The organism is Stutzerimonas stutzeri RCH2 (assembly GCF_000327065.1).
Classification (GTDB): domain Bacteria; phylum Pseudomonadota; class Gammaproteobacteria; order Pseudomonadales; family Pseudomonadaceae; genus Stutzerimonas; species Stutzerimonas stutzeri_AE.
The window spans coordinates 742309-753826 of the sequence record NC_019936.1 but is presented as its reverse complement, the minus strand read 5'-3'; the positions used below and the strand labels follow the sequence as shown (position 1 = coordinate 753826).

Sequence of the window (11518 nt, the reverse complement as noted above, 5' to 3'; positions counted from 1 at the left end):
AGTTCGCGCCCACAATGTCTGGTAGACGTTGTAACACGGAAACGGCCAAGTATCATCGTTTCTCGTGCCCAGGTGGCGGAATTGGTAGACGCACTAGGTTCAGGTCCTAGCGGTGGCAACACCGTGGAAGTTCGAGTCTTCTCCTGGGCACCACTTATTCAAATGAAACCCGTCGAAAGTTGGCGAGTCTCATGCAAGACGAAGAAGTCGACTTCGACCGACCTGATCGGTAAAACGGCAAAGAAGTCGATGAGCAATCATCGCAATGTGCCCAGGTGGCGGAATTGGTAGACGCACTAGGTTCAGGTCCTAGCGGTGGCAACACCGTGGAAGTTCGAGTCTTCTCCTGGGCACCACTCTTCAAGAAAAAACCGAGCCTATGGCTCGGTTTTTTCGTTTCAGCGCCAAACCGGCCAGCAGCACGCAAAGTGCTCACACTATTCGGCTATCCCCGCAAGTCGCAAAGCAAAAGACCGCCTTCGGGCGGTCTTTTGTTGCAGCAGAACGCGTTGATCAGGCGTATGGATGACGCAGCACGATAGTCTCGTTGCGGTCCGGGCCGGTAGAAATGATATCCACCGGCGCCTCGACCAGCTCCTCGAGGCGCTTGATATAGGCGCGGGCATTGGCAGGCAGCTCATCGAGCGTCTTCGCACCAACGGTCGATTCGCTCCAGCCCGGCATTTCTTCGTAGACCGGCTGCAGGCCATCGTAGCTGTCCGCGTCAGTAGGCGCATCGACGAGCACGTCGCCATTGCGATCCTTGTAACCGACACAGATACGGATGGTTTCCAGCCCATCGAGCACATCGAGCTTGGTCAGGCAGATGCCGGAGATGCTATTGATCTCGATGGCGCGACGCAGAATGACCGCATCGAACCAACCACAACGCCGCGCACGGCCGGTGGTCGAACCGAATTCGTGACCACGCTCGGCCAGACGAGCACCAACATCGTCGAACAGCTCGGTCGGGAACGGACCGGAACCAACACGGGTGGTGTAGGCCTTGGTGATGCCCAGGATGTAATCCAGGTACAGCGGGCCAAAACCGGAACCGGTCGCAGTTCCGCCGGCAGTGGTGCTGGAGCTGGTCACGTACGGATAGGTACCGTGGTCGATATCCAGCAGCGAACCCTGCGCACCTTCGAACATGATGCAGGCGCCCTGCTTGCGCAGCTCGTGCAGACGAGCAGTAACGTCGGTGATCAGCGGCTTGAGGATTTCCGCATAACCGAGAGCTTCATCGAGGGTCTTCTGGAAATCAACCGGCTCCACCTTGTAGAAGCTCTTCAGCACGAAGTTGTGGTACTCCAACAACTCTCGCAGCTTGACCGCGAAACGCTCCGGATTGAACAGATCAGCAATGCGCAGCCCCCGACGCGCAACCTTGTCTTCGTACGCCGGACCAATGCCACGGCCGGTAGTGCCGATCTTGCCTTCCGAACGCGACGCTTCGCGCGCCTGATCCAGGGCCACATGGTAAGGCAGGATCAACGTGCAGGAGGGGCTGATGCGCAGACGCTCACGAACCGGCACACCCTTCTCTTCCAGCTTGGTGATCTCGCGCAGCAGCGCATCGGGAGCGACCACCACGCCATTGCCGATCAGGCATTGCACGTTGTCGCGCAGGATGCCGGACGGAATCAGGTGCAAAACGGTCTTCTCACCGTCGATGACCAGAGTGTGACCGGCATTGTGGCCGCCCTGGTAACGCACGACCGCAGCCGCCTGATCGGTCAGCAGATCGACGATCTTGCCCTTGCCCTCATCACCCCACTGGGTGCCCAGGACCACGACGTTCTTACCCATAACCCTTTGTCCTCTTCGGCGAAGCATGTGCCGGTCGCAACCGGCGATAATCGAAATCTGGCCAGCACCGCGGTGCGGCGCCACAGCCATCAGGACGCCAGCGAGGCCACCGTCCAGACACCATTACTCAACAGCAGCTGTCGATCGCAGCCCAGCGGCGCGGCATCAGCCTGCGACTGACCATCGAGCGCCTGCACCACGCGCTCACCCTGACGTCGCAACTCGCGAACCACAATCCACAAACCAGGCTCATCGCCATGCGGCGCCCAAATGCCTGACACAGGCGCCGACAGATCCGCGTTACCCAGGCTGACCAAGGTTTTCAGATCCGTGGAAAAGCCCGTCGCCGGCCGCGCACGACCGAAATCGGCACCGATATCGTCATAACGCCCGCCCTGAGCGATCGACTGACCGACGCCAGGCACAAATACCGCGAACACCACTCCAGTATGGTAGTGATAGCCACGCAATTCGCCCAAATCGAAATACAGCGGAACATCCGGATAACGCGCTGCCAGCTGGTCGGCGATCAGAACCAGCGTTTCCAGCGCCGCCTGCACCTCGGCCGGCGCACCCGTCAACGCCTTACGGGCCTCATCGAGCGCCTGGCGCCCGCCGCACAGCCGGGCCAGCGCACGTAGCATATTAGCCAGAGCAGGTTCGAGCGCAGCGGTCAGCTCGGCAATCTCGTCCATCGCCTTGCGCTGCAACGCATCGAACAGGCGCTGCTCGGCATCGCCATTCAAGCCCGCAGCCTTGGCCAGACCGCGATAAATACCGACATGACCGAGATCCATGTGCACATCCGGAACATCGGCCAGCTCAAGCATCTCCAGCATCAGGCTGATCACTTCGATGTCGCTGGAAGCAGAGGCGTCGCCATACAGTTCCGCACCCAACTGGATTGGGCTGCGTGAAGTGGAAAGGGCCTGCGGCTTGGCATGCAGAACACTGCCGGCGTAGCACAGGCGGCTCGGACCTTCGCGGCGCAAGGTATGCGCATCGACACGAGCCACCTGCGGGGTGATATCGGCACGGAGGCCCATCTGCCGACCAGAAAGCGGATCGATAACCTTGAAGGTACGCAAATCCAGATCCTGCCCGGAACCGGTGAGCAGAGACTCGAGAAACTCCACATGCGGGGTGATGACCAGCTCGTAGCCCCAGCACTGAAACAGGTCCAGCACGCGTCTACGTGCCGTTTCGATACGCGCCGCCTCGGGCGGCAGCACCTCTTCGATGCCATCTGGCAAAAGCCAGCGGTCTACCGTTGCCATTCGCGAAATCACCTCTCGTTCCGGTAAGCCCAGACGAAAACCTTGGCAACAGCCTGGGCTGGCCTTCGGTCGCGTGCAGTTGTATTCGATCATGGCATCCGAGCCATGCCCTCTCAGGGGTCGGCATGACCGCTGCATGCCTGGGATAGCCTGCGACCTCAAGGGCACAGACGCAAAAAAGCCGGGATTTTCCCGGCTGGCGGATCATAGCAATCTTTTCCCTACCGGTCACCCGGCGGCACTCGCGCGCCGCCGGGGAAACCGTTCAGGTGGCCATGAAGCGCTACTTGCTGCTTTCCAGATAGCGGAAGAAGTCGCTCTTCGGATCGAGCACCAGCACATCTTCCTTACTGGAGAAGCTCTCACGGTAGGCCTGCAGGCTACGATGGAAAGCGTAGAACTCCTGATCCTGCCCGTAGGCAGAAGCATAGATCGCAGCCGCCTTGGCATCGCCATCACCGCGCAGCTCTTCAGCCTCGCGGAACGCCTCAGCCAGCAGAACCCGACGCTGACGATCGGCGTCCGCACGGATACCTTCAGCAAGCTCCTTACCCTTGGCGCGATGCTCACGAGCCTCGCGCTCGCGCTCGGAGCTCATCCGCTCGAATACGCTGCGGTTCACTTCGCGCGGCAGGTCGATACCCTTGACCCGCACGTCGACGACCTCAATGCCCAACTCCTGCTGTGCCGCACGATTGAGACTGGTGGTGACCTGAGCCATCAGCTCGTCACGCTGCCCGGAAACAGACTCGTGCAGCGTGCGCTTACCGAACTGGTCACGCAGCGCCGCCTCGAGGCGACGTGCCAGACGCTCATCGGCGATCTGCTTGACACCGGAGGTCGCGGTATAGAAGCGCTCGGCATCATCCACGCGCCACTTGGCGTAGGAGTCGACCATCAACGCCTTCTTCTCCAGCGTCAGGAAGCGCGAAGTGGTCGTATCCAGCGTCAGCAGTCGCGCATCGAACTTGCGCACCGAGTTCACGTACGGAATCTTCATGTGCAGACCAGGCTTCACGTCAGGCTCGACGATCCGGCCAAAGCGCAGCAACACTGCACGTTCGGTCTGCGAGACGATGTAGAAGCTGTTCCACAGGACGATTGCGGCGACTACACCCACGATCAGCGCCGTAAGGGATTTATTGCTCATCAGCGACTCTCCCTTGTACGAACTTCACGCGGATCCAGCTCCGGCGGCAGACGAGTGCCCTGAGTTGCGGCACCCGAAGCAACGCCGGCAGGCGCTGGCGTGCTTGCACCGCGGCTGTTGATCATCTTGTCCAGCGGCAGATAAAGCAGGTTCTGCCCACCGTCGCCGCTGACCATGACCTTGCTGGTATTGCTCATGACTTCCTGCATGGTTTCCAGGTACAGACGCTCACGAGTGACCTCCGGCGCCTTGCGATACTCGGCGACCAGCTTGCTGAAGCGATCGGCCTCACCCGTGGCACGCGAGATTACCGCGTCGCGATAACCACTTGCCTCTTCCAGCATGCGCTGGGCCTGACCGCGGGCTTCGGGGATCACGCCATTGGCGTAGGACTCGGCCTGGTTCTTCTCGCGCTGCTCATCTTCGCGCGCGCGGATCACGTCATCGAACGCCTCCTGCACCTCACGCGGCGCTGCCGCACTTTGCAGGTTGACCTGGGTGACGACGATGCCGGTGCCATAGTTGTCGAGGAACCGCTGCAGGCGCTCCTTGACCTCGCCAGCCATGACTTCACGACCCTCGGTCAGCACCTGGTCCATTGCCGTCGAACCCACCACGTGGCGTACGGCACTGTCGGTAGCATGCTGCAGGCTGATTTCGGGTTGATCAACGCTGAGCACGAACGATTGCAGATTGCTGATCTTGTACTGAACGGTGAGCGGCACCTCGATGATGTTCTCATCCTCGGTGAGCATCTGGCCCTGCTTGCTGTAAGAGCGCTCGCGGGTGACGTTCTCCTGGAACTTGCGATCGATCGGCGGGAAGTAGATGTTCAGGCCCGGCCCTACCGTCTCGTGGTACTTGCCGAAGCGCAGCACGACTGCCTGCTCCTGCTCGTCGACGATGTAGATCGCATTGAACAGCCATACCGCCAGCAGAACGACCAGAGCAACCCACACCAAGCCGAAGCCGCCGCGCTTGCCGCTGCCACCGAAATTGCTGCCACCACCACGCTTCTTGCCGCCGAACATGCCATTCAGGCTGTCCTGCAGCTTGCGGAAAGCCTCATCGAGGTCCGGCGGGCCTTTCTGGTCGCCGCCGCCACCGCGACGACCACCGCCACCACTGCCCCAGGGATCCTGGTTGTTCGAGTTGCCACCCGGCTCATTCCAAGCCATAGCGCTCTCCATTCAAATAAAGCTAAAGGCGCGCCCACGGCACGCCCGCCAATGCTACAGAAAGCCCCGAACCACCGGCAAAAATGCCAGCGGAGGCTTTATTGCAAAGTGTGTTGCTCGATGAACTCGTCCACCCGCAACCCTTCGCGACTGATCAAGCGATTCAATTCGATTCTCGGCAAACGAACTTCCAGCAGGCTGCCGCCCTCTTCATCATGGGTCTCGCGCTGCACAGCGCTCAGCTCGAAGAACTGCGCACGCAGCCGTCCGAGCCGCTGCGGCAAGCGCAGCGTTCCGACGAACAGGTCATTGCCCAGCAACTCGGCGATCGCCTGACGCACAAGATCCAGACCCAGACCGTCACGCGCCGACACCCAGACCCGCTGCGGCTTGCCATCGGCATCACGCTGAATCTGCGGCTCGATACCCTCCATCAGGTCGACCTTGTTGTAGACCTCGAGCATCGGCAGTTCGTTGGCACCAATCTCACCAAGGACAGCCAACACCTGCTCGATCTGCTGATCGCGCTCCGGCTCGTGCGCATCGATGACATGCAGGAGCAAATCGGCATTGCTGGATTCTTCGAGCGTCGCCCGGAAGGACTCCACCAGCTTGTGTGGCAGATGACGAATGAACCCCACGGTATCGGCCAGCACCACTGGCCCGACATCGTCGAGTTCCAGTCGGCGCAGGGTCGGGTCGAGCGTGGCGAACAGCTGATTCGCCGCGTAAACGTCGGACTCGGTGAGTGCGTTAAACAACGTGGACTTGCCGGCGTTGGTGTAACCGACCAGCGACACCGAGGGAATATCGGCGCGACGACGACCACGCCGAGCCTGCTCGCGCTGCCCGCGGACCTTTTCCAGACGCTGCTTGATTTGACGAATACGCACGCGCAAAAGCCGGCGGTCGGTTTCCAGCTGGGTTTCGCCCGGACCACGCAGACCGATACCACCCTTCTGGCGCTCGAGGTGGGTCCAGCCGCGCACCAGTCGCGTACTCATGTGCTCGAGCTGAGCCAGCTCGACCTGCAGCTTGCCCTCATGGGTGCGGGCACGCTGAGCGAAGATATCCAGAATTAGACCGGTACGGTCCAGCACGCGGCATTCAAGTGCGCGCTCGAGGTTGCGCTCCTGACTGGGCGTGAGCGTGTGATTGAAGATCACAAGCTCGACCTCGCCATCCTTGACGAGGTCATGCAGCTCCTCGACCTTGCCGCTGCCAATCAGAAACTTGGCGGACGGCTGATGCCGAGAGACATTGACGAAGCCGACCGTTTCGGCGCCAGCAGAACGCGCCAGCTCCTGGAATTCCTGTGGGTCCTCGCGTGCCGCGGGGTCCTGGCCATCCAGGTGCACCAAGATAGCCCGCTCACCACCACCGGGACGTTCGAAGAACAAGGAAACCTACCTCAGTCGTTGCCCGACTCGGATTGCTCGGCATCGCCAGCGGTCGGCAGGCGTACTGGACGACCCGGAACGACGGTGGAAATGGCGTGCTTGTAGACCATCTGGCTGACGGTGTTCTTCAGAAGAATGACGAATTGGTCGAAGGATTCGATCTGGCCCTGCAGCTTGATGCCGTTTACCAGATAGATGGAAACCGGAACGCGTTCCTTACGCAGTGTGTTGAGGTAAGGGTCTTGTAGCGAATGCCCTTTTGACATGTGCCGCACTCCTTAGAGGATCTGTTTTCATTAGTGTTCTAAAAGTACAACCGACGATCCACGTGTTGAGAATAGACGGTCAATTCGCAGTGTCAGCTCAATATGGAGAGCGATTGCAGGTATTTCAATGCGCGCGGCAGATTGTCGCGGGACAAACTGTCCAGCCAGTGTATCTCCCCCCAACTGCGCAACCAGGTGAACTGCCGTTTGGCCAGTTGCCGGGTTGCGATGATGCCGCGCTCCACCATTTCCTCTCGGGTCGATGATCCGTCCAGATATTCCCAGACCTGACGATAACCGACCGCGCGAATCGACGGCATTCCGGGATGCAGATCACCGCGGCGCCTCAGGGCTTCGACCTCTTCGACGAATCCCTGTTCAACCATGTGCCGGAAACGGCTCTCGATACGCTCGTGCAGGATATGGCGTTGTGCAGGGGCGATGCACAGTTGCGCGACAGTATAAGGCAAGACTCCCGAGCCAGGCGCGTCTGCGGCGGCTTTTTGCGACCTTTGTCGGGCACGGTGCTCACTCATGGTCAGCCCGCTGACCAGATAGACTTCCAGCGCTCGCACCAACCGCTGCGGATCGTTGGGATGAATGCGTGCAGCCGACTCCGGATCGACCTGCGCCAGCTCGCGGTGCAGTGCCAGCAATCCTTCGGAGGCGGCCAGCGCCTCCAGCTGGGCGCGGACCAAGGGATCGGCCGCCGGCATATCGGCGAGACCGTCCTGCAATGCCTTGAAATACAACATGGTGCCGCCAACCAGCAGCGGAATGCGGCCCAGCGCAGTGATTTCCGCCATGGCAGCCAGCGCATCGGCACTGAACTCGGCCGCCGAGTAGCTCTCAGCCGGATCGAGGATATCCACTAGGCGGTGCGGGAACTCTGCCAGGACCTCGGCGGAGGGCTTAGCCGTACCGATATCCATGCCACGATAGATCAGCGCCGAGTCGACGCTGATCAGCTCGCAGGGCAGTACGCGCGCCAGCTCCAGCGCCAGATCGGTCTTGCCCGAAGCGGTCGGACCCATAAGAAAGATGGCGGGTGGCAAGGAAGACATCGGCAGGCTCAAGGGCACGGCGGCATAGTTTCAGGTGGCAGGCACTCGACCGCAAGCCTGACTCGCTGCCAGAGACAGTTGCTCAGCGACCGCGCAGGAACAGTTTGTCCAGTTCGTCCATGCCCAGCTGTGTCCAGGTCGGCCGCCCGTGATTGCACTGCCCGCTGCGCTCGGTGTGCTCCATATCGCGCAGCAAGGCGTTCATTTCCGGCAGCGTGAGGCGGCGGTTGGCCCGCACTGCACCATGGCAGGCCATGGTTGCCAGTAATTCGTTGAGGTGCGCCTGGATGCGGTCACTGGTGCCGTACTCCAGCAGATCGGCAAGCACATCACGCACCAGCTGGGTGGCTTCGGCCTGTTTGAGCAGCGAGGGAATCTGACGGATCCCCAGGGTTTCCGGGCCGAGACGCTGCAGCTCGAAGCCGAGCATCTGGAACCACTGCCCGTGCTCTTCCGCGCAATCGGCCTCGCGCTGGCTGAGGGCAATGGATTCAGGCACCAGCAGCGGCTGACCGCGCAGTCCTTCGCTGGCCATGGCGGTCTTCAGCCGCTCGTAGGTGATGCGTTCGTGGGCGGCGTGCATATCCACCAGCACCATGCCCTGGGCATTCTCGGCGAGGATATAGACCCCCTTGAGTTGCGCCAGGGCATAACCCAGTGGCGGCACGTCATCCTGGCTTGCCGGCAATGCAGCAGGGCCGCTCTCGGGCAGCGGCGTGAACAACTCGCGATAAGCGCCCTGGGTCTCGGCGGTGTAGCCGGCCGCTGCCGGGCGTGGCGCCTGATAGCCCGCGCCAGCGCCCCGCCAGGCAGGTGTCTCGCCTGGCGGCCGCTCGAGCACGCTGGCGGCCAGACTCATCTCGTTCTGCCCACCGAACTCGCCGGCAGCAAGCCCGGAAACCTGGGTCATCGACGTGACGCTGGCAGGAGCCGCGAGCTGATCTTCCGGCCGCACGTCACCCAGTGCGCGGTGCAGCGTGCCGTAGAGAAAGTCATGCACCATGCGGCTGTCGCGGAAACGCACCTCGTGTTTGGTGGGATGCACGTTGACATCCACCACCGCCGGATCGACGTCGAGGAACAGCACGAAGGTCGGGTGCCGGCCGTTGAACAGCACGTCGCGATAGGCCTGGCGCACCGCATGGGCGACCAGCTTGTCGCGCACCATGCGACCGTTGACGTAGAAGTACTGCAGATCGGCCTGGCTACGCGAGAAGGTCGGCAGCCCGACCCAGCCCCAGAGCCGCAGGCCGTTGCGCTCGATCTCGATGGGCAGCGCCTGCTCGAGGAACGCCGAGCCGCAAACGGCAGCAACTCGCCGCGCACGCGACGCGTCATCGCTCGCCTGATGCAGCGCCAGCACCGCCTTGCCGTTATGGCGCAGATGGAAAGCGACATCGAAACGCGCCAGCGCCAGTCGCTTGATCACTTCCTGCAAGTGATCGAATTCGGTTTTCTCTGTGCGCAGAAACTTGCGCCGCGCCGGTGTATTGAAGAACAGGTCGCGTACTTCTACCGAAGTGCCAACCGGATGCGCTGCGGGCTGCACCCGCGCTTCCATTTCGCGGCCTTCGGTTTCCACCTGCCAGGCTTCGCTCGCATCGGCGGTGCGCGAGGTCATGGTCAGACGCGAAACGGAACTGATGGAGGCCAGCGCCTCGCCACGAAAGCCGAGGCTCATGACCCGCTCGAGATCTTCAAGATCGCGAATCTTGCTGGTGGCATGACGCGCCAGGGCCAGCGGCAGGTCATCCGGAGGAATACCGCAACCGTCATCTCTTACCCGCAACAGCTTGACGCCACCCTGTTCGACGTCCACCTCGATGCGACTGGCGCCGGAGTCCAGGCTGTTTTCCAGCAGTTCCTTGATCACCGATGCCGGGCGCTCGACCACCTCACCAGCGGCAATCTGGTTCGCCAGCCGCGGACTGAGCAGCTGGATGCGCGGAGTATCGGTCATGGCTGGGAAGCCAGCGTGGTAGCGGGGATATTCAGCGTCTGGCCGACCTTGATCACGTCATTGCTCAGACTGTTGGCGCTGCGCAACGCAGCCAGGCTGACCTGATAACGCTGAGCGAGCAGCGCCAGGCTTTCACCCGAGCGCACGATATGCTCGCGCGGGCCGGCGGCGATTTTGCCCGAGTCACGCAGCCAGGCTACGTAAGTGCCCGGCGGCGGATTTTCGTGAAAGAACTGCCGCACTCCGCTGTGAATCGAGCGTGCCAGCGATTGCTGGTGGCTAGCCGTCTGTAGCTTCTTGGCTTCCGAAGGATTGGAGATAAAGCCGGTTTCAACCAAGATCGACGGGATGTCCGGCGACTTCAGCACCATGAAGCCGGCCTGCTCGACACGGCGTTTGTGCAGCGGCGTGATCCGCCCCATGTTGCTCAGGACCTTCTGCCCAACGTTCAGGCTCGAAGACAGCGAGGCGGTCATCGACAGGTCCAGCAACACGCCGGCGAGCATCTGATCCTTGTCGCCGAGGCTGACGTTGCCGGCACCGCCAATCAGGTCGGAGCGGTTTTCGCTATCGGCCAGCCAGCGCGCAGTTTCCGAGGTAGCACCGCGGTCAGACAGGGCGAAAACCGAGGCACCGTAGGCCGCCGAGCGCGGCGCGGCATCGGCGTGGATCGAGACGAACAGGTCGGCGCCCTTCTTGCGGGCGATCTCGGTACGCTTGCGCAGAGGAATGAAGTAGTCGCCAGTGCGCACCAACTCGGCACGGAAGCCCTTGTCGGCGTTGATCTGGCGCTGCAACTCCTTGGAAATCTGCAATACCACGTGCTTTTCGTAGACCTTGCCGGGACCGATGGCGCCCGGGTCCTCACCACCGTGGCCGGCGTCGATAGCGATCACGATGTCGCGCTTGCTGCCGCCCGTTGCCGGCAGCTTGACCGCGGGCAGGGTTGGCGAAACGGGAGCGGCAGGCGTGGCAGGCGTAGCGGTGACCGGCGGCTGGGTCGCGGCGCGGGCAGCCGTGGCCTGGTCGAACAGATCGACCACCAGTCGGTGACCGTACTGCTGATTGGGCGCCAAACTGAAACTCTTCGGCGAGACCGGCGCGTGCAGGTCAACCACCACGCGCAGGGTGTTGGCGTCGTGCTGGCCGGCGCGCAGGGAGGCAACCGGCGTGTTCTGCAGCGCGAGCTTGTCGAGTTCGGCCTTGAGCGTGGCGCCGGTCACGTCGATGACCAGCCGATCGGGCGCGGTGAGCGTGAAGATCTTGTGCTCGACCGGCCCGGACAGATCGAACACCAGGCGGGTGTTGTCCGGCGCGCGCCACAAGCGCACGCTCTGCACATCGCTGGCCGCCAACAGGTCCGTTGCCATCAGCAACAGCGCCAGGCCGCCAATAAAGGTGCGAATGCGCATAC

Annotated in this window: 9 protein-coding genes and 2 tRNA genes; 2 read left to right on the top strand and 9 right to left on the bottom strand. The window is 61.9% G+C overall.

Going from position 1 to position 11518, the window contains the following annotated elements; all coding sequences use genetic code 11:
* Positions 1 to 66: 66 nt before the first annotated feature.
* Together PSEST_RS03375 and PSEST_RS03370 are read left to right on the top strand one after the other, a co-directional pair.
* Positions 67 to 153: transfer RNA gene (locus PSEST_RS03375), tRNA-Leu, on the top strand.
* Between the two features lie 116 nt (positions 154 to 269).
* Positions 270 to 356: transfer RNA gene (locus PSEST_RS03370), tRNA-Leu, on the top strand.
* 157 nt (positions 357 to 513) lie between these two features.
* Here PSEST_RS03370 and PSEST_RS03365 read toward each other — a convergent pair.
* The 9 genes from PSEST_RS03365 to PSEST_RS03325 all read right to left on the bottom strand — a co-directional run bounded on the left by PSEST_RS03365 (position 514) and on the right by PSEST_RS03325 (position 11516).
* Positions 514 to 1809, bottom strand: coding sequence for an adenylosuccinate synthase (locus tag PSEST_RS03365; RefSeq protein ID WP_015275636.1), 1296 nt, complete (start codon positions 1807 to 1809; stop codon positions 514 to 516).
* Between the two features lie 89 nt (positions 1810 to 1898).
* Entirely contained in the window at positions 1899 to 3086 is a 1188-nt protein-coding gene (locus tag PSEST_RS03360) for an ATP phosphoribosyltransferase regulatory subunit (protein ID WP_015275635.1), read from the bottom strand.
* A gap of 283 nt (positions 3087 to 3369) precedes the next feature.
* Complete coding sequence (gene hflC, locus PSEST_RS03355; RefSeq protein ID WP_015275634.1) at positions 3370 to 4236, bottom strand: protease modulator HflC; 867 nt, start codon at positions 4234 to 4236, stop codon at positions 3370 to 3372.
* Positions 4236 to 5414 carry an FtsH protease activity modulator HflK gene (hflK, locus tag PSEST_RS03350; protein WP_015275633.1) on the bottom strand — a complete coding sequence of 393 codons (1179 nt, stop codon included), beginning with the start codon at positions 5412 to 5414 and terminating at the stop codon, positions 4236 to 4238. Before hflK ends, hflC begins: the two co-directional genes overlap by 1 nt.
* Positions 5415 to 5512: 98 nt before the next feature.
* On the bottom strand, positions 5513 to 6814 hold the full coding sequence (gene hflX / locus PSEST_RS03345; protein ID WP_015275632.1) for a ribosome rescue GTPase HflX: 1302 nt from the start codon (positions 6812 to 6814) through the stop codon (positions 5513 to 5515).
* 11 nt (positions 6815 to 6825) lie between these two features.
* A complete protein-coding gene (gene hfq / locus PSEST_RS03340; RefSeq protein WP_003283098.1) occupies positions 6826 to 7080 on the bottom strand; it encodes an RNA chaperone Hfq in 255 nt (84 codons plus the stop codon).
* 92 nt (positions 7081 to 7172) lie between these two features.
* Positions 7173 to 8144, bottom strand: a complete 972-nt coding sequence (gene miaA, locus PSEST_RS03335) for a tRNA (adenosine(37)-N6)-dimethylallyltransferase MiaA (RefSeq protein ID WP_015275631.1) — start codon at positions 8142 to 8144, stop codon at positions 7173 to 7175.
* Positions 8145 to 8226: 82 nt separating this feature from the next.
* Positions 8227 to 10104: a DNA mismatch repair endonuclease MutL gene (gene mutL / locus PSEST_RS03330; RefSeq protein WP_015275630.1), complete on the bottom strand. Its 1878-nt coding sequence runs from the start codon at positions 10102 to 10104 to the stop codon at positions 8227 to 8229.
* On the bottom strand, positions 10101 to 11516 hold the full coding sequence (locus tag PSEST_RS03325; RefSeq protein WP_041756887.1) for an N-acetylmuramoyl-L-alanine amidase: 1416 nt from the start codon (positions 11514 to 11516) through the stop codon (positions 10101 to 10103). The genes mutL and PSEST_RS03325 overlap by 4 nt, the downstream gene beginning before the upstream one ends.
* Between the last annotated feature and the right edge of the window lie 2 nt (positions 11517 to 11518).

Excerpts from the sequence above, each read along its gene's own strand:
- PSEST_RS03365 (WP_015275636.1), bottom strand. The coding sequence starts at position 1,809 with ATGGGTAAGAACGTCGTGGTCCTGGGCACCCAGTGGGGTGATGAGGGC.
- PSEST_RS03360 (WP_015275635.1), bottom strand. The coding sequence starts at position 3,086 with ATGGCAACGGTAGACCGCTGGCTTTTGCCAGATGGCATCGAAGAGGTG.
- hflC (WP_015275634.1), bottom strand. The coding sequence starts at position 4,236 with ATGAGCAATAAATCCCTTACGGCGCTGATCGTGGGTGTAGTCGCCGCA.
- hflK (WP_015275633.1), bottom strand. The coding sequence starts at position 5,414 with ATGGCTTGGAATGAGCCGGGTGGCAACTCGAACAACCAGGATCCCTGG.
- hfq (WP_003283098.1), bottom strand. The coding sequence starts at position 7,080 with ATGTCAAAAGGGCATTCGCTACAAGACCCTTACCTCAACACACTGCGT.
- miaA (WP_015275631.1), bottom strand. The coding sequence starts at position 8,144 with ATGTCTTCCTTGCCACCCGCCATCTTTCTTATGGGTCCGACCGCTTCG.
- mutL (WP_015275630.1), bottom strand. The coding sequence starts at position 10,104 with ATGACCGATACTCCGCGCATCCAGCTGCTCAGTCCGCGGCTGGCGAAC.
- PSEST_RS03325 (WP_041756887.1), bottom strand. The coding sequence starts at position 11,516 with ATGCGCATTCGCACCTTTATTGGCGGCCTGGCGCTGTTGCTGATGGCA.